The sequence below is a fragment of the Salinicola rhizosphaerae genome (assembly GCF_014652715.1).
Lineage (GTDB): Bacteria > Pseudomonadota > Gammaproteobacteria > Pseudomonadales > Halomonadaceae > Salinicola > Salinicola rhizosphaerae.
Genome location: NZ_BMZI01000003.1, coordinates 287,598 through 304,929, shown reverse-complemented (window position 1 = coordinate 304,929; position 17,332 = coordinate 287,598). Strand labels below are relative to the sequence as shown.

Below are 17,332 nucleotides of genomic sequence, written 5' to 3'. Positions count from 1 at the left end.
CGCCCGGCTCGGACGGTGACCGAGCCGGGCGCCTGGCGCCGCCGAAGCTCGATCAGTAGAGCATGGCGAAGAGCTTGCGCCGGTAAGTCACCGTCAGCGGATGATCGGCGCCGAGGGCGTCGAACACGCGCAGTAGCGCCTTGCGTGCGGCGTCTTCGCCATAGGCGCGATCGGCCTTCATCAGCGCCAACAGGGCCTCGAGCCCGTTTTCGTAGTCACCGTCGGCCACCAGACGCATCGCGCGCTGATAGGTCGCTTCGCTGTCGTCACGCTCGCCGAGTGCCTCGATCTCGGCCTGACTCAACGCTTCCTCGCCAAACTGCAGACGAGCCCGCACGCCGCGTGCCTTGGGCGCGTCGCGATGTTCGGGCGGCAGGCCGTCGAGAATCTGCCTGGCGTCTTCGACCTGACCGCCAGCCAGCAGCACGCCAGCCAGATCGATCTGGTAGTCGACGTGTTCCGGATACTGCTGAATCAGCTCCTGATAGATCGCCTGCGCGGTGGCGGTATCGCCGGTTGCCAGTGCCGCCTGGGCCATCTCTTCCGGGCTCTGTGAAGCGCCGTCTGGCGCTTCGATGTACTTGCCCAGCCACTCGCGAACCTGGCTTTCGGGCAGAGCGCCCTGGAACTGGTCGTACAGCTGTCCCTGGGCGATCAGTTTGACGTCCGGCACCGAACGGATACCCAGCTGCGAGGCGATCTGCGGATAGGCTTCGATATCCAGACGGGCCAGCACGAAAGCGCCAGCGTACTCGGTGGCCAGCTTCTCGAGCACCGGCTTGAGGTTCTTGCACGGCTCGCACCAGGAAGCCCAGCTCTGCAGCAGCACGGGGCGCTGCATCGAACCCTCAAGCACGACCTGCTGGAAATTTTCCATCGTCACGTCGACGATGACCTCTTCGGCGCTGGCGCCAGCGCCGGGGGTGGTAGCGGTACTGGTCTCGGGGCCGGAAAGCGGTTGTCCGGTACGCGGATCGACGATAGCCATTGCGAAAAGCCCTTGATGTCCGATGCGGATTTGTCGAAGTTAATGTGGGTCCCAAGCGCCGGATTCAACCCCGCTTGGCTGCGGCCACCCCGGAAAAATCATCACAGGAGAATGCGCGTTGAATGCCTTTCGCCGGGCGCTGGTCCGGTTTCTGAAGATCGCCGTCGCACTGCTGGCGCTGGTTGTTGCATTGCTGCTGGGGCCGGCCTACATGCTGGCGTCTCAGCAGGTGCCGCTTCACGCCAACTGGCAGACGGCGGATCGGACGTCCGCCGATCTGGCGCCCGATCCTGCCCGGACGCCGCAGGCCGTGGTGCAGGTCTATGCGGCGCGCACCTTCGAGTGGCGTGGCGCCTTCGGCGTGCATACCTGGATTGCCACCAAGACTGCTGGCGCGAGCCGTTATCGTGTCTACCAGGTGTTGAGTTGGCGTCGGCCCACGGTCGAGAGCGGCTATGCTACGCCGGATCGCAACTGGTACGGCAACCCGCCGACACTCTTGGCGGACATCCGTGGCGACAGTGCCGCGCGGGCGATTCAGACCATCGAGCGCGTCGTGCCGCGCTACCCCGAGGCGAACCGCTACCGTATCTGGCCCGGACCCAACAGCAATACCTTCATCGCCTGGGTAGTGCGTCAGGTGCCCGAGCTCTCCGTGGATTTTCCGCCCAACGCCATCGGCAAGGATTATCTGCTGGACGGTATCGTCGCCAGGGCGCCGTCGCACACCGGCTATCAGCTCTCTCTAGGCGGCCTTCTCGGGGTGGTGTTCGCGCTGGACGAAGGCGTCGAACTCGATCTGCTCGGGTTGACCGTCGGCGTCGACTTCCAGTCCCCGGCGCTCAAGCTCCCCGGCATCGGCCGGGTCGGCATGGCGCAGCCGACCGGGAGTGCGGGCGAGAAGCGCGTCGAACAGGACGCGCAGATGGCGCGGTGAGGCGATCCCGCGATGTCAGGCTCCGGCTGTCGATGCGCCGAGATCACGAGAGATATCCCTCGCCGCCTGGATGACGAGGGGCGTGTGCTTGCGCAGCTGTGCCGGGGTCAGTCGGCTTAGCGGACCGGAGAGGCCAATGGCGGCGCAGACCGTGTTCGACGCATCGAAGATTGGCGCCGCAATACCGCCGACCCCCTCGTTCCATTCGCCGCGGTTGGACGCAACGCCTTGCTTGCGCGCTTTGACCAGGTCCGCCCGGAGCATGGCGAGCGTGGTCAGCGACTTGTCGGTATGACGGGTGAACGGTAGCGGCAACGTTTCCAGTTCACTCTCGTCGAGTGCCATCAGGATCGCCTTGCCGGTCGCGACACAGTGCATCGGGGCGCGTCCGCCAAGCGTGGTGAAGGTGCCAACCGCGTAGGCGCAATCGAGCTTGTCGATATAGACGACATCGGTGCCCTGACGTACCGAAAGGTGCACCGTCTCCAATGTCTCGTTATGCAACTTCATCAGGTAGGGTCTGGCGATCGGCTTGATGTCGGTTCTGCTCCAGATCCGCGAGCCGAGCTGCCACAGCTTGAAGGTGCAGGCATAGCGGCCGGAAGCGGATTCCTGGTACACGAAGTCGTGATGCATTAGCGCTTGCAGCAACCGATGCACGTTGCTCTTGTTGAGGTTGAGCTCCTCTGCGAGCTCGGTCACGCCGGCGGGCTCTTCTTTCAGCGCCATGGTTTCCAGCAGCGTGAGTCCCTTGAGAAATACCTTGTCCATGATGTCGGGTGTCTGCGTTGAGTCGGCGCCGCGTCGAGTTCGAACGACGCCAAAACGTGGGATTGACTAGCGATTCGAAATGCCATCGGGCGGGTCGTGAGCGCGGATATCGGGTAGTGGCTCGGACCACGCCGATATTTCCACCAGGCAGGTCTGGGCGCTACACCCCTGAGCAAAGCTCGACGTCGGGATGTCCAGCGTCAACACGTTGGGGTTACCGTGTCTTTCCAGTGCCGTGTCGTCGCTGGTCGGGTCGAACCAGGCGCCGGTCGAGAGCTTGACCACGCCAGGTCGAATGCCATCGGTCACGACGAGCCCCGCAAGGCAGCTACCGCGTGCGTTATGCAGCTTGACCACATCGCCGTCACTCAAACCTCGAGCTCGGGCATCGTCCGGGTGCATACAGACCGGCTCCCGTCCCTGAATCTTGCCGGCCAGGCTATGCGGGCTGTTGTCGAACTGACTGTGCAGTCGCCGCGCGGGCTGATCCGAGATCATGTGCAGCGGCCAGCGTTCCGCTTCGGGCGCGCCGAGCCACTCGGCCGGCGGCATCCAGCACGGATAGCCGGGGCAATCCTCGAGGCCGTAACCGGCAATGGTTTCCGAGGATATTTCGATACGCCCGGATGGCGTCGCCAATGGGTAGGTCAGAGGATCCTGACGGAACGCCTCGAGCATGATCACCGGCTTGCCGTCGTCGGGAATCTCGACAAGGCCTTGTTCGATGAAACTCTCGAAGTCGGGGACATCGAGGCCATCCTCGGTCATGGCAACCTGCCACTCCTCGTAGAGATGTCGTACCCAGCCATCGGCGTCGCGGCCCTCGCTGAACGCCTCCGCAATCTCCATGCGTTCGGCTATCGCGGCGAAGATGTCATAGTCATTGCGCGCCTCGCCGACCACGGCGCGCGCCTGCTTCATGTAGGCGACGGCCGGTTCGCGTTTGGCGAAGAAGATATCGTTGCGTTCCGAAGGCAGCGTGGCCGGCAGCACGATGTCTGCCATCTTCGCCAGCGGGGTCCAGAATGGCTCATTGACGATGATGGTCTCCGGCTTTTGCCACGCGCGCACCAGCCGGTTGAGATCCTGGTGATGGTGGAACGGATTGCCGCCGGCCCAGTAGATCAGCCGAATGTCGGGGTAGCGGTGCTCGCCCCCCTGGTAGGTGAAGGTGGCGCCGGGTTCCAGCAGCATATCCGTGATGCGCGCCACCGGAATGAAGGCGCTGACGCGGTTGATGCCTTGCGAGAAGCGCGGCCCTCTCACCTGACGATGCGGGCTTCCCATCAGATTTTCGGCGCCGTAGCAGACGCCGAATCCGCCGCCCGGTAGACCGATCTGCCCCAGCATTGCCGCCAGCGCGACCAGCGCCCAGTAAGGCTGCTCGCCGTGATGGGCGCGCTGCAGTGACCATGCCATGTTGATCATGGTGCGGTGGCTGGCCATGTCGCGGGCCAGTGCAACGACATCGGCCTCGCGGATACCGGTGATCGACTCGCTCCAGGCCGCGCTCTTCACTTCCCCGTCCAGTTCACCCTGTAGATAGCGCTGGAACTGTCGGAAACCGACGCAGTGGCTCTCGACGAAGTCGGCATCGAAACGCCCCTCGACCAGCAGCGTGTGGGCGATACCGAGGATCAGGGCGGTATCGGTATTGGGTCGAATGGCCCACCACTCGAATGCGCCTCCGGTCTCCAGGTCGTCACGCACCGGACTTACGTTGACGAAACGGCAGCCGGCTTCCTGCATGGCGCGCAGGCCGCCGGGAATACGGTGATTGACCGTGCCTCCAGCGCTGATCTGGGCGTTCTTGGCCGGGACACCGCCGAAAGTGACGAACAGTTCGGTGTGCTCGGCGAGCGTCTGCCAGTCCGTGTGCTCGGCCATCAGCTGATCCATCGGTGCGACCAGATACTGCATCAGCGCGCGCGCGGCTCCCATGCTGTAGGAGCCGACGTGGCTGACATAGCCACCTGTGAGGTTGAGGAATCGATGGACCTGGCTTTGGGCATGGTGAAAGCGCCCGGCGCTCGACCAGCCGTAGGAGCCGCCGAAGACGGACTCACTGCCGTACTTCTCCGTGACGCGAGTCAGCTCTCGAGCCACGAGATCGATCGCCTCTTCCCAACTCACCTCGACGAAGCGGTCCTTGCCGCGCGGCAGTGCCTCGCTCTGCGCCCCGCGCTGGGCGGCGAGCCAGCTCTTGCGCACCGCCGGTCGGCGCACGCGCGCCCGGTCGACGCTCTCGTCCAGTGCTGCCGGCCCGATCGGCGATGGATCGGGGTCATGGCGGTAGGGCGTCAGCCTGGCCCGATCCGTCATCCCATTCTCGACCTCGTAAAGGCCCCAGTGGTAGGCCATGTAGTGGGGTGACATCCCGGCTCCTTGCGGTTGGCAGATGAATTGTCGCGCCTCGAACGTGATGGTCTGACCGCTCGTCAGGCGGTGCGGCAGCTCACGTTTTTGTGGAACGCATGTTTCAAGGAATGGAAATCGTTGTTACACGTTACCTTCGAGGCGTTTGCTTGGCAATGAGTGTTGACGGCGATATTCATATAGCTTTAATGTCATTTTTAGAACAAAGATCCAAATAATGGATCAAACGTCATCAGCCAAGGATAACAACATGACGGATGCTACCGACAGCCGCGTAGCGGCTTCCGGCGATGCGCTGCCGCGCTACGGTGTCTTTATCGACGGTCGCGAATGCGCAGCGGTGGAAGACCAGTGGTATGCGACTCACGGCCCGTTCGACGGTGAAGCCTGGGCCGAGATCGCCAGAGCGAGCGCTGCGGATGTCGAGACGGCCGTCGATGCCGCCGACAGAGCCCTGAGTGGACCCTGGTCACAGATGAGTGCCAGTGAGCGCGGCCGTTGCCTGATGCGCCTGGCGGATCTGATCGTCGAGCGCGCGCCGCAGCTCGCCGAGATCGAAATGCGCGACAACGGCAAGCTCGCGACCGAGGTCACCGGTCAGGTGCGCTACACCGCCGAATACTACCGCTACTACGGCGGGCTGGCGGACAAGATCGAAAGCAGCGTCATTCCTACCGACAAGAAAGGCGTCTTTGCCTACACCCGTTACGAGGCCAAGGGCGTCGTGGCCATCATCACGCCCTGGAATTCGCCGCTGTCGCTGACGACCTGGAAGCTGGCGCCGGCACTGGCCGCGGGTTGCACGGTGGTGGTCAAGCCCTCCGAATTCACCTCGGCCTCGATGGTCGAGTTTGCCAAGCTGTTCGAGGAAGCCGGCTTTCCGCCGGGAGTGGTCAACGTGATCACCGGCTTTGGCAATGAAGTCGGCGAGCCGCTGGTCACCCACCCCAAGGTGGCCCATATCGGCTTTACCGGTGGCGATCAGGCCGGCCGACGCATCTACGAGCTGGCGGCCCGTCATCTGAAGACCGTCACGCTGGAACTCGGCGGCAAGTCGCCGCAGATCGTCTTTGACGATGCCGATATCGAACAGGCGGTCAAGGGCGTGGTGTCGGGTATCTTCGCCGCCTCGGGCCAGACGTGTCTTGCCGGGTCGCGCCTGCTGGTACACGAAAGCATTCACGATGAGTTCGTCGAGCGCCTCGTCGCCTTCGTCGCGGACGCGCGGCTCGGCGACCCGCTGGATAGCGAGACGCGCATCGGGCCGATCGCCACGCCGGGGCAGTTCCGCAAGATCATGGAGTACATCGAGATCGCCAAGGGCGAGGGAGCTCACTGCGCGCTGGGCGGCAATTCGCGCCCCGAGCTTGGCGCGGGGCAGTTCGTCGAGCCGACCATCTTCACCGGCGTGACGCCGAAGATGCGCATCGCCCAGGAAGAGGTATTCGGGCCCGTGCTGGTGGTCATGCCCTTTACCGACGAGGATCACGCGGTCGAGCTAGCCAACGATACGTCGTTCGGTCTCGCCGCCGGCATCTGGACGCGCGATCTCCATCGCACCATGAGCATGGTCGAGCGGGTCAAGGCCGGCACGGTCTGGGTCAACAACTACCGGGCGACCAGTTATACCTCGCCGTTCGGCGGGTTCAAGCAGTCCGGCATCGGACGTGAATCCGGCGTGGATGCGATTCGCGAGTATCTCGACACCAAGTGTGTCTGGATCTCCAGCGATCTGCAGGTTGCCAACCCCTTCGTCCGGCGCTGAGCGGCGGCGACCGAACGGCAGCCCCGGCCCAGTGGCCGAGGCAGGGGCCTTTACAAGAACAAGCGGATACCAGCGACATGTACCGGATTACCTTCGATATCGGCGGTACGTTCACGGACTTCGTGCTCGAGCACGTCGAGTCCGGCGAGCGTCACTTTGCCAAGATTCTATCTACCCATCATGCGCCGGCCGAGGCCGTGCTCAAGGGTGTCAGGCAACTGACGGAGCAGCACGATGTGGCTCCCGGGCAGATCGAGGCGGTGCTGCACGCAACCACGATTGCCACCAACGCCATCATCGAACGCAAGGGCGCGCGCACCGCGCTGCTCACCACGCGGGGCTTCCGCGACATCCTGCTGATCGGGCGCCAGAAACGCTACGAGACCTTCGATCTGCATCTCGACAAGCCGGAACCGCTGATCGCCCGTCGCGATATTTTCGAGATCGACGAGCGAGTGCTGTTCGACGGCAGCATCGAGACGCCGTTGGTCGTCGATGCCCTCGATGACGTGCTGGACACGCTGGTAGAGCGTGGTTACGAGGCGGTGGCGATCTGCCTGCTGCACGCTTATGTCAATCCGATTCACGAGACGCAAATTGCCGAGCGGATCGCCGAACGTGGCCTGGCGCTGGCGGTGACTCGTTCGTCGATCATTTCGCCGCGGATTCGCGAGTACGAGCGCACCAGCACCACGGTTGCGGATGCCTACGTCAAGCCGATGGTGAAGCACTACGTCGACACGCTGCGCCGCGAGCTCTCGGCCATCGGCGTCGACGCACCGCTCTCCGTCATCCAATCCAACGGTGGTCTCATCACACCGGCGATCGCGACCGAGAAGCCGATCAATATCGTCGAGTCGGGACCGGCAGCGGGCGTATTGATGTGTGCCGAGATCGGGCGTCAGGAGTCCTGCGACCACGTGCTCTCCTTCGACATGGGCGGGACGACGGCCAAGCTCGGTGCCATCGACGGCGGCGAGCCAGCGATTCTCTCCTCCTTCGAGGTCGATCAGCTGCGCTACAAGCCGGGCAGCGGTCTGCCGCTCAACATCTCGGCGATCGAACTGCTCGAGATCGGTGCCGGCGGTGGCAGTATCGCCAATCTCGATATGGGGCTTCTGAAGATCGGCCCCGAGAGCGCCGGCTCCAATCCCGGGCCGATCTGCTATGGCAACGGTGGCGAGCGGCCGACCGTGACCGACGCCAATCTCGTGCTGGGCTATCTCGATCCGGGCTACTTCAACGGCGGGGCGATGTCGCTCGAGAGCAGCGAGGCGGCAGACGGTATTCGTCGTCACGTCGCCGAACCACTGGGGTTGAGCGTCGAACAGGCGGCCTGGGGTATCCACACCATGGCCAATGCCAACATGGAGCGCGCCACGCGCATCGTTTCCGTCGAGCGTGGCCGCGACCCCCGTCAGTACGCAATGGTCGCCTTCGGTGGCGCGGGCCCGCTGCACGCCGTACGCCTGGCGATGGCGGTCGGGATCTCTCGTGTGATCATCCCGGTCGGTGCCGGTGTCGGCTCCGCGCTGGGGCTGCTGGTGGCCGAGCCGCGTCTCGATTACTCCACCAGCAAGCTGATGATTCTCGATCAGGCCAGCGACGCGGATGTCGCCGCGGTGGTGGCCGAGCTCAAGGCGCGGGCGGCCGATGATGTCGCCAAGCTGGAAACGGACGGCCTCGAATATCGGTTCTCGGCCAACCTGCGCTATCGCGGCCAGGGCTTCGAGCTGCGGGCCGAACTGGCGTTCGCCGGCGACACGCTCGATCGAGCGCTCACCCGTGACAACTTCGCACGCCAGTATCGTCAGAGCTACGGCTACGACGAGGCCGAAGCGCCGATCGAGATTACCGACTGGCACCTTACGGTCACCCGAGCACCGACCACGCGTCGGGCGCCGACGCCGGAGGCCGACGAAGTCCAGGCGGTGAAGCATCGCCGGGCGTGGTTCCCGGAGTGCGATGGCTACGTCGATACCCCGGTCTATCGTCGTCGCTCGCTCACCCCGGAGGTACGTATCGACGGTCCGGCCATCGTCGAGGAGTCCGAGTCGACCGTGGTCATCCCGCCGGGTAACCGCGTTCACGTCAGCGCCAACGGCAATCTGGTCATCGATATCGCAGTGGAGACCCAGGCATGAGCGCCAACAACCCCAATAACCGGACGCTGGATCCGATCGCGCTGTCGCTTCTGTGGGGCAGTTTCGTCTCGGTCACCGACGAGATGGGCAGCACGCTGCGCAAGACGGCGCACTCCCAGGCCGTGCGCGAGGCGGATGACTTCTCGACCGCGGTATTCGATGCCAAAGGTCAGCTCGTCGCCCAGGGCAACTTCACGCCGGGACACATGGGCGCCATGCCGTTCGTGGTCAAGAGCGTGCTCGACTACTACCCGCTGGAGACCTTCGAGCCGGGCGATGGCGTGCTGCTCAACGATTCGGCGATGGGCTCGGGTCACTTCCCCGACTTTTATCTCGTCTCGCCGGTGTTCTTCCGCGACGAGCTGGTCGGCTTCGTGGTCAATATCGCGCATCAGATCGACGTCGGCGGCGCCGCGCCCGGTTCGCAGAAGGTGCTCGGCGTCACCGAGGCCTATCAGGAAGGCATCCGTATCCTGCCGACCAAGGTGATTCGCGGCGGCGAGTTCGACGAGCAGATCATGCGCATGATCTGCGCCAACGTGCGCCTGCCGGAGCATCTGCGCGGCGACATGAGCGCCCAGCGCAACGCCAACCACATCGGCGCGCTGCGGGTGCGGACGATCTTCGAGAAATTCGGTGTCGAGGACGTGGCGACCGGAATCGAGGAAATTCTGACTCGCTCCGAGAAGACCGTTCGCGACCTGATTCGCGAGATTCCCAACGGTACCTGGTCGTTCGAGGATGCCCTCGATAGCTACGAGATTGGCGGTGAGCCGATCCGAGTGGCGGTCGATGTGATCATCGAGGACGAAGCGGTCAAGGTCGACTTCTCCCGCAGCAGCGATCAGGTGCCGGCGGCAATCAACGCCTACATGAACTTCACTCGGGCGCATGCGATGTTCGCCGTGCGCGCGTTTACCGACCCGTTCATGCCGCAGAACGCCGGCTCGATTCGGCCGGTTTCCGTCGTCGGGCGCGAGGGCTCGTTCTTCAACCCGGTGTTCCCGGCGCCGAGCGGCGGTCGCGCGGCAATCCAGGTGCGCATCTTCGAAGCGATCAATGGCGCGCTGGCACCGCTCTTGAAGGAGCGCGCGATGGGGGGCTTCTCGCACTGGAGCAATCCGATCATCGGCGGCGTGGACGAGCGCACCGGTGAATCCTTCATCTACTACGACCTGATCTTCGGCGGCTACGGCGCGCGCAGCCACGCCGATGGTGTCGAAGCGCTGGCGCCGGTGATCAACTGCGCCAACATCCCGGTCGAGATCCACGAAGCGTTCAACCCGATCAAGATCCAGCGGCTCGAGCTGATTCCCGACTCCGGCGGTGCCGGCAAGTATCGCGGCGGCTGCGGCATGCGCAAGGATCTCGAAATCCGCACCGGCGAAGTCTCGCTGACCCTGTTGGGCGACCGCCATGCGCGCGCGCCCTACGGGCTATTCGGTGCCGAATCGGGCGCGTTGGCGTCCTCGATTCTCAATCCCGACGGCGAAGCGCGTGAGCTCCATTCCAAGGAGACCTGCACGCTAAAACGCGGTGACGTGCTGAGCCTGCGTCTCGCCGGCGGCGGCGGTTACGGCGCTGTCAGCGAACGCGATCCGGCAAAGATCCAGGTCGATATCGACGAAGGCTACGTGAGCGAATCGGCAGCGCGCGAGCGCTACGGCTACGGCAGCTGAACCGCCCGGCGAGTCCGGAGAAACCAGGGTTCGATGCAATACCAGCACAAGAACACAGGAGTAGCGAGATGAGTACCAATGCAGAGTGGGGCGAGCGCCGACAGGCTGCGACGGCCCGCGGTGTCGGAGTAAAGTTCGATCTCTACGTCGATCGCGCCGAGAATGCCGAAATCTGGGATATCGAAGGCAACCGCTACATCGATTTCATGAGCGGTGTGGCCGTCAACAACGTCGGTCATCGTCATCCGAAAGTGGTCGAGGCGATCAAGGCGCAGCTCGATAGCGCTATTCATACCGCCTATCATAACTCTCCTTACACTTCTTACATCACGCTTGCCGAGCGCCTCAATGCGTCGATGCCGGGCGAGCATGCCAAGAAGACCATCTTCTTCTCGACCGGCGCCGAGGCGGTCGAGAACGCGGTCAAGATCGCGCGCACCTACACCAAGCGGCGTGCCGTCATCGCTTTCTCCGGTGCCTTCCACGGTCGAACGTCGCTGGGTATTGCGCTGACCGGCAAGGCGATGCCATTTCGCAAGGACGTCGGGCCGTTTCCGGGCGAGATCTATCACTCGACGTTCCCGAACGCGCTCCACGGCATTTCCGCCGAACGTGCGATCGAGGACCTCAAACGCGTCATGAAGACCGAGGTCGATCCGCAGGACGTCGCCGCCATTCTTTTCGAGCCGATTCAGGGCGAGGGCGGATTCGTGCCGGCGCCACCGGCCTTCGTCGAGGCGCTGCGCGCCATCTGTGACGAGCATGGCATCGTGCTGATCGCCGACGAGATCCAGACCGGCTTCGGGCGCACCGGCAAGCTGTTCGCGATGGAGCATTACGGCGTTTCGGCGGACCTGACCACGTTGGCCAAGAGTCTTGGCGGCGGCGTGCCGCTCTCCGCGGTCTGCGGCCGTGCCGAGATGCTCGACGCACCGGCGCCTGCGGCCATGGGCGGCACCTACGCCGGCAATCCGCTGGGTATTGCCGCCGGCCATGCGGTGCTCGACGTGATCGAGGAAGAGCAGCTGGTCGAGCGCTCGAATCAGCTCGGAGAACGGCTGGCGGCGCGATTGGAGCAGCTCAAGTCTCGCGTGCCTCAGATCGCCGAAGTCCGCGGTAAAGGCAGCATGCGGGCGATCGAGTTTCTCGACGAGACCGGAAAGCCCGCCCCGGAACTCGCGCTCGCGGTGCTGCGAACGGCCAAGACGCAAGGCCTTCTGGTACTCGCCTGCGGTTTCTACGGAAACGTGATCCGCTTCCTCCATCCGCTGACGATCTCGGAGTCTCTGCTCGACGAGGGGCTCGACGTGCTCGAGCGCGTGGTCGAGAAAGTGTGTCAGGTTCAGGAACGCGTCGAAGCCTGATGTCTGCCGCGACCCGTCTGGCCCGAATCCGCGAGCAGCTTTCTCCCGGCCGAATCCGCCAGAGTCGATCGATCGTGCTGTCGCTGGCGATCGGCGCGATTGGCGGTGTGGGTTTCAGCGCGCTGAACCTGCCACTGGCCTGGATGCTGGGGCCGCTGGTCGTCAATCTGATCGCGGCGATGCGCGGCGTGCAGGTGCGCATTCCCGAGAGTTTTCGCCAGTTCTTTCTGGGGGTACTCGGTCTGGTGCTGGGCGGTCAGGTCACACCGGGTCTGTTCTCGGAGATCGGCCATTGGATGACCTCCGCTGCGGTGCTGATCGTCGGGTTGGCAGTGGCCACGACGGTGGGATCGATGTGGTATCGCCGCTGTGGCATGACACGCACCAGTGCCTGGTTCTCTTCGGCGCCGGGCGCGATGACCGCCATGATCCTGATGGGCGAGAAGGCCGGTGGCGATCCGCGGCAAGTCGCGATTGCGCAGTCGCTGCGCGCGCTGCTGGTCGTGCTGACACTGCCGCCGCTCTTCGTCTGGTGGGCACATGATCCCGATCTGGTCCGCAGCCATATGGCACCTGATGGCCTGTGGTTGATCCTGCTGCTGCCACTGATCATTGCAGTGGCCAAGCGACTGCGCTTGCCGACTCCCGGTCTGCTGGGACCGATGCTCGTCGCAGCGGCGCTTGGCGGAACGGGACTGGTCCAATTTCATCCCGCGAACTGGGCGGTCAGCATCATGCTCTGGGTGTTGGGCAGCGCCATAGGCGCGCGCTTCTACGGGCTGACGCTTTCGCAGCTACGCCGTCATATCGTTCATGCCGGTGTCGCGACACTTTTGACGTTGGCGGTGCTCGGTGTCACGGCACTCGCGATGCACTGGCTGCTCGGCGTGCCTCTGCCGGTGGCGCTACTGGCATCGGCGCCTGGCGGTATCGGCGAGATGGCCATTCTCGCCGTGACGCTCGACATCGACCCGTTGTTCGTCACTTTCCACCACCTGCTGCGGCTGACCGGGCTGATCCTGGTCGCTCCCTACTGCCTCGCGTTCATGGAGCATCGCTTCAGGGGTCGTGATTCGATCACCGACAAACCGGATCACCCGACCGGATGATCTCGCTTATCAAGCCAAGTGTGACATCGACTGTTTTCGTGAAATCAACAACTGCGTGTGAAATCAATAATTGCTTGTGAAATCAACAACTACAAGGAAAGCCCCATGAAAACTCGTACCCTGATCTCTTCACTGCTGATCGTTGGCGGCACCGCGATCGCCGGGCAAGCGCTGGCCCAGGATCAGTCGCCGATCCGCGCCGCGTCCGACGTCGGCTACCCGCCGTTCGCGACCGTCGGCAATGACGGTAGCTACCAGGGCTACGACATCGATATCGCCAAGGCGATCTCCAAGCAGATTGGACGCAAGATCGATGTCATCGACCAGCCGTGGTCGACAACGTATGCCGGACTCAACTCGGGCAAGTTCGACATGGTGCTTTCCGCTGCCATGATCACCAAGAATCGGGCCGACGGCATGTTGTTCGCCGAGGCCTATGGAGATGCCACCTACCAGTTCGTGCAGCGTGCAAGCGACGCGACGATCGAGTCTCCCGACGATCTGAAAGGTAAAACGATCGCGGTCAACAAGGGCAATCTGTTCGATCGCTGGCTGACCGAACGCCAGGACCAGTACGGCTGGAAAATCAATCGCTACGACAAGAACAGCGATGCCATCCAGTCGGTCGCCAGCGGCCAGACCGATGCCGCGCTGGTCTACAGTGCCTCTGCCGGCGATGCCGCCAATCGCTCACCGCTGCTGGCAGTATCCGATTACGTGATCGATAACGGCGAAGTCTACGGCTACTCGTTCCGTAAAGATGACGAGGCGTTGCGTGACGAGGTCGATGCGGCGATCGAGTGCCTCAAACACGACGGTACGCTGGCCAAGCTCTACACCAAATGGACCGGTCTCGAGCCGAAGGCCGATGGTGCGGTCAATACCATCTATCCCGGCTACGGTCAGCCCGGTTTCCCCGGCTATGACGACACCGAGCACGACCTCGACTGCCAGTAAGCGGGAGACATCGATGACGTCCATGGCACAAGTCGCGACCCCGACCGGGGAACACCGGTCGGGACGACCGCTGCTCGAACTGGTGAGTATCTCCAAGTCGTTCGGCGACAACGAAATTCTGAAAAACGTGACGCTGCGCGTCATGCCCCAGGAGATGGTGTTTCTGATCGGCCCCTCGGGGTCCGGCAAGAGCACGCTGCTGCGCTGCTGCAATCGACTGGAAACGCCGACTTCCGGCGACATCCTGTTCGACAACACGAACATTTTCTCGCCGCGCGTCGACATCAATCAGATCCGCACCAAGATCGGCATGGTGTTCCAGTCGTTCAATCTCTATCCGCACATGACGGCGCTGCAGAACGTGATGCTGGCGCTGCGCAAGGTGCAGGGAAAGAGCAAAGCCGAGGCGCGCGAGATCGGTATCACCATGCTCGAGCGGGTCGGGCTTGGCGAGCGTGTCGATCACTACCCCTCGCAGCTCTCCGGCGGCCAGCAGCAGCGCGTGGCGATCGCCCGGACGCTGGCATTGGAGCCACGCGTGGTGCTGTTCGACGAGCCGACCAGCGCGCTTGACCCCGAACTGGTCGGCGGCGTGCTCAACACCATGCGTGAACTGCGTCAGGCGGGCATGACCATGGTCGTGGTCAGCCACGAGATGCGCTTCGCCCAGGAAGCCGCGGATCGGGTGGTGTTCATGGCCGACGGCAACATCGTCGAGGAGAACACCGCCAACGAACTGTTCGACAATCCGCAGCATCCTCGCACACGCGACTTCCTCGCCCGAATTTCGGGCTGAACGGCAGACAGGGAGCTTTGACATGATTCCGGAGCATCTACGTCACGACGCCAAAAGCGAAGCTGAAGTACGGGTCGAGCTTGCGGCGCTATATCGCCTGGTTGCGCATCTGCGCATGACGGACTTGATCTATACGCACATCAGCGCGCGCGTACCCGGGCCCGAGCACCATTTCCTGATCAACCCCTACGGGCTTCTGTTCAGCGAAGTGACCGCCAGTAGCCTGGTCAAGGTCGATCTGGACGGCAACGTGATCGAGAAGGGCGCCGGCGGCGGCGTCATCAACCCGGCAGGATTCACCATCCATTCCGCGCTGCATCACGCGCGTCCGGATCTGACCTGCATCGTGCATACGCACACGGCTGCGGGCATCGCGATCTCCACGCAGAAGCAGGGCCTGCTGCCGATCACCCAGCATGCGCTGAAATTTCACGGTCGGCTCTCGTATCACGGTTACGAAGGGATCGCCACGGATCATGAGGAGCGCGAGCGGCTCGCACGGGATCTCGGCACCAACAAGGCGATGATCCTTCGCAATCACGGACTGCTGGTCGGCGGGCGCACCATCCCGGAAGCGTTCGACCAGATCTACTTTCTCGAGCGGGCCTGTCAGGCGCAGCTCGCGGCGCAAAGCGGTGGGGCGGAATTGATCTGGCCGCCGAAATCGGTGCGCGATCACGTCGCGTCGCAGTACGACGATGGTGGCTATGCACCCTGGATCGAGCCGGCCTGGCAAGCGGTCTTGCGCGATATCGCCTCCCAGCGCGAGAGCTACGCCGGCTGATCGGCGTGGCGCAAAACGATGCATGAGCAGAAAGCGACGAGAGTCGACGACTCCCGTCGTGGCAGTGAAGTGGAATACGAGATCTAAGAATACAACGACAAGAGAGTTCTCCCATGAAAAAGACACTGTGGATATCCGCCATCGCCGGCTGTCTTGGCGCACCACTCGCGCTGGCACAGGAGTCTGTCGTCGCCGCCTCCGACGTCGGCTACGCCCCTTACTCGATGGTCTCCAACGACGGTTCGCTGGAGGGGATCGATATCGATATTGCCAAGGGAATGTCGAAATACTCCGGCATCGATATCAAGGTGATCGATCAGCCGTGGTCGACGACGTTCGCCGGTCTGAACGCCGGCAAGTTCGATATCGTGCTATCGGCGGCAGCGGTCACGCCCGAACGGGCCGGCAACATGCTGTTCCTGGAGGGCTACGGTGATGCGACCGACGCGGTACTGGTCAAGAAGTCCGCCGGCGAGATCACCAAGGCTTCCGATCTCCAGGGTATGACGCTTGCGATCAACAAGGGGAGCAGCTCGGGCAACTGGATCCGCGAGCACAGCCAACAGTACGACCTGACGCTGGCCGAGTACGACAAGGCATCCGATGCCGTACAGGCGGTCATCACCGGCCAGGCCGATGGTTACATGATGTACCAGAGCGCGGCCGGCTGGATCGCCTTGCAGAATCCGCTGCTTGCCGTGTCCGACTTCACCACCGGCGGCGGGCGCGTCTACGCCTACTCCGTCAACAACGACAACCCCGAACTCCGAAATCGGCTGGACGCCGCGCTCGAGTGCATGAAGGACGACGGCGAACTCAAGGCAATATTCACCCGTTGGACCGGCATCACGCCGAAAGCGGACAGCGTCTCGGTCAATAGCCAGCCAGGCTACGGCCAGCCGGGGTTCGAAGGCTACGACGACACGCCGCACGAGCATGACTGCTCGGCTTCCTGAGCGCGTCGTCAGAAGGACTCTACCATGCATGCCTTTATCGAAAACTTCTTCAACTGGGCCATCATGGCCCAGTATGGCCCGACGCTCCTGGTCGGTTTTTTCCGCACGGTGTGGCTGGCGCTGCTGGTCATCGTGACCGGTGTCGGCGTTGGCATGCTGCTGGCGCTGATCCGCTCGATCGGCATCCGCCCGCTCAATGTCTTGATCAAGCAGAGCGTGGATGTCATTCGCGCGCTGCCGCCGCTGGTGCTGATCATTCTGCTCTATTTCGGCCTGCCGTATGTAGGGCTCCGGCTCGGCGGTTTCGTGGTCGCATGGTTCTCGCTATCGCTGGTGCTGGTGGCATTCGCCGAGGAGATCTTCTGGGCTGGCATCTGCGCCATCAGCAAGGGGCAGCTCGAGGCCGCGCGGGCCACGGGGCTGACCTTCGCCACCACAATGAAGTCGGTGGTGCTGCCCCAGGCAGTGCGTATCGCCATTCCGCCGCTGACCAGCCGTCTGATCGCGATCACCAAGAACACCGCGCTCGCCTCGGCGATTGCCGTACCCGAGCTGCTGGGAACGGCGATCACCGTGCAAAGCGATGTCGCCAACACCACGCCGCTGATGATGGCGGCAATCGGCTATCTGCTGATGATCTATCCGCTGGTGCTGATGAGCAAATGGGTCGAAAGCCGCAGTCAGTGGGCGAAATGAAGAGGCTGTC

14 protein-coding genes are annotated in these 17,332 nt (G+C 63.3%); 11 read left to right on the top strand and 3 right to left on the bottom strand.

Annotated features, from left to right (window positions below; translation table 11 throughout):
• Positions 1–52: 52 nt before the first annotated feature.
• Positions 53–988, bottom strand: coding sequence for a tetratricopeptide repeat protein (locus IE125_RS07555; RefSeq protein ID WP_189444038.1), 936 nt, complete (start codon positions 986–988; stop codon positions 53–55).
• Positions 989–1,106: 118 nt separating this feature from the next.
• Here IE125_RS07555 and IE125_RS07550 point away from each other — a divergent pair, with 118 nt between their 5' ends.
• The gene (locus IE125_RS07550) at positions 1,107–1,925 is read left to right on the top strand and encodes a DUF3750 domain-containing protein (protein WP_229808978.1); all 819 of its coding nucleotides are present in this window, start codon (positions 1,107–1,109) and stop codon (positions 1,923–1,925) included.
• A 15-nt stretch (positions 1,926–1,940) separates the two neighbouring features.
• On the opposite strand, the gene IE125_RS07545 is transcribed toward IE125_RS07550, so the two are convergent.
• On the bottom strand, positions 1,941–2,696 hold the full coding sequence (locus IE125_RS07545; protein WP_189444037.1) for an IclR family transcriptional regulator: 756 nt from the start codon (positions 2,694–2,696) through the stop codon (positions 1,941–1,943).
• A gap of 66 nt (positions 2,697–2,762) precedes the next feature.
• Positions 2,763–5,072: a molybdopterin-dependent oxidoreductase gene (locus IE125_RS07540; protein WP_189444036.1), complete on the bottom strand. Its 2,310-nt coding sequence runs from the start codon at positions 5,070–5,072 to the stop codon at positions 2,763–2,765.
• Positions 5,073–5,322: 250 nt separating this feature from the next.
• Here IE125_RS07540 and IE125_RS07535 point away from each other — a divergent pair, with 250 nt between their 5' ends.
• The 10 genes from IE125_RS07535 to IE125_RS07490 all read left to right on the top strand — a co-directional run bounded on the left by IE125_RS07535 (position 5,323) and on the right by IE125_RS07490 (position 17,322).
• Positions 5,323–6,837 (top strand): aldehyde dehydrogenase, encoded by a 1,515-nt coding sequence (locus IE125_RS07535; protein ID WP_189444035.1) that lies wholly within the window; start codon positions 5,323–5,325, stop codon positions 6,835–6,837.
• Positions 6,838–6,914: 77 nt separating this feature from the next.
• A complete protein-coding gene (locus IE125_RS07530) occupies positions 6,915–8,981 on the top strand; it encodes a hydantoinase/oxoprolinase family protein (protein ID WP_189444034.1) in 2,067 nt (688 codons plus the stop codon).
• The gene (locus IE125_RS07525; RefSeq protein WP_189444033.1) at positions 8,978–10,660 is read left to right on the top strand and encodes a hydantoinase B/oxoprolinase family protein; all 1,683 of its coding nucleotides are present in this window, start codon (positions 8,978–8,980) and stop codon (positions 10,658–10,660) included. The genes IE125_RS07530 and IE125_RS07525 overlap by 4 nt, the downstream gene beginning before the upstream one ends.
• 68 nt (positions 10,661–10,728) lie before the next feature.
• A complete protein-coding gene (gene gabT / locus IE125_RS07520; RefSeq protein ID WP_189444032.1) occupies positions 10,729–12,024 on the top strand; it encodes a 4-aminobutyrate--2-oxoglutarate transaminase in 1,296 nt (431 codons plus the stop codon).
• Positions 12,024–13,133, top strand: a complete 1,110-nt coding sequence (locus tag IE125_RS07515; RefSeq protein WP_189444031.1) for an AbrB family transcriptional regulator — start codon at positions 12,024–12,026, stop codon at positions 13,131–13,133. The genes gabT and IE125_RS07515 overlap by 1 nt, the downstream gene beginning before the upstream one ends.
• 105 nt (positions 13,134–13,238) lie before the next feature.
• Positions 13,239–14,090 (top strand): substrate-binding periplasmic protein, encoded by an 852-nt coding sequence (locus tag IE125_RS07510; RefSeq protein WP_189444030.1) that lies wholly within the window; start codon positions 13,239–13,241, stop codon positions 14,088–14,090.
• Between the two features lie 13 nt (positions 14,091–14,103).
• Positions 14,104–14,886 (top strand): amino acid ABC transporter ATP-binding protein, encoded by a 783-nt coding sequence (locus IE125_RS07505; RefSeq protein ID WP_308430123.1) that lies wholly within the window; start codon positions 14,104–14,106, stop codon positions 14,884–14,886.
• A 22-nt stretch (positions 14,887–14,908) separates the two neighbouring features.
• On the top strand, positions 14,909–15,670 hold the full coding sequence (locus IE125_RS07500) for a class II aldolase/adducin family protein (protein ID WP_189444029.1): 762 nt from the start codon (positions 14,909–14,911) through the stop codon (positions 15,668–15,670).
• Positions 15,671–15,783: 113 nt separating this feature from the next.
• Positions 15,784–16,626 (top strand): substrate-binding periplasmic protein, encoded by an 843-nt coding sequence (locus IE125_RS07495; protein ID WP_189444028.1) that lies wholly within the window; start codon positions 15,784–15,786, stop codon positions 16,624–16,626.
• A gap of 24 nt (positions 16,627–16,650) precedes the next feature.
• Positions 16,651–17,322: an amino acid ABC transporter permease gene (locus IE125_RS07490; RefSeq protein ID WP_189444027.1), complete on the top strand. Its 672-nt coding sequence runs from the start codon at positions 16,651–16,653 to the stop codon at positions 17,320–17,322.
• The last annotated feature ends 10 nt before the right edge of the window (positions 17,323–17,332 follow it).

What these genes read in the sequence shown, in the direction of transcription:
- IE125_RS07555 (WP_189444038.1), bottom strand. Translation starts at nt 988, where the DNA reads ATGGCTATCGTCGATCCGCGTACCGGACAACCGCTTTCCGGCCCCGAG.
- IE125_RS07530 (WP_189444034.1), top strand. Translation starts at nt 6,915, where the DNA reads ATGTACCGGATTACCTTCGATATCGGCGGTACGTTCACGGACTTCGTG.
- IE125_RS07535 (WP_189444035.1), top strand. Translation starts at nt 5,323, where the DNA reads ATGACGGATGCTACCGACAGCCGCGTAGCGGCTTCCGGCGATGCGCTG.
- IE125_RS07525 (WP_189444033.1), top strand. Translation starts at nt 8,978, where the DNA reads ATGAGCGCCAACAACCCCAATAACCGGACGCTGGATCCGATCGCGCTG.
- gabT (WP_189444032.1), top strand. Translation starts at nt 10,729, where the DNA reads ATGAGTACCAATGCAGAGTGGGGCGAGCGCCGACAGGCTGCGACGGCC.
- IE125_RS07515 (WP_189444031.1), top strand. Translation starts at nt 12,024, where the DNA reads ATGTCTGCCGCGACCCGTCTGGCCCGAATCCGCGAGCAGCTTTCTCCC.
- IE125_RS07495 (WP_189444028.1), top strand. Translation starts at nt 15,784, where the DNA reads ATGAAAAAGACACTGTGGATATCCGCCATCGCCGGCTGTCTTGGCGCA.
- IE125_RS07505 (WP_308430123.1), top strand. Translation starts at nt 14,104, where the DNA reads ATGACGTCCATGGCACAAGTCGCGACCCCGACCGGGGAACACCGGTCG.
- IE125_RS07540 (WP_189444036.1), bottom strand. Translation starts at nt 5,072, where the DNA reads ATGTCACCCCACTACATGGCCTACCACTGGGGCCTTTACGAGGTCGAG.
- IE125_RS07510 (WP_189444030.1), top strand. Translation starts at nt 13,239, where the DNA reads ATGAAAACTCGTACCCTGATCTCTTCACTGCTGATCGTTGGCGGCACC.
- IE125_RS07500 (WP_189444029.1), top strand. Translation starts at nt 14,909, where the DNA reads ATGATTCCGGAGCATCTACGTCACGACGCCAAAAGCGAAGCTGAAGTA.
- IE125_RS07545 (WP_189444037.1), bottom strand. Translation starts at nt 2,696, where the DNA reads ATGGACAAGGTATTTCTCAAGGGACTCACGCTGCTGGAAACCATGGCG.
- IE125_RS07490 (WP_189444027.1), top strand. Translation starts at nt 16,651, where the DNA reads ATGCATGCCTTTATCGAAAACTTCTTCAACTGGGCCATCATGGCCCAG.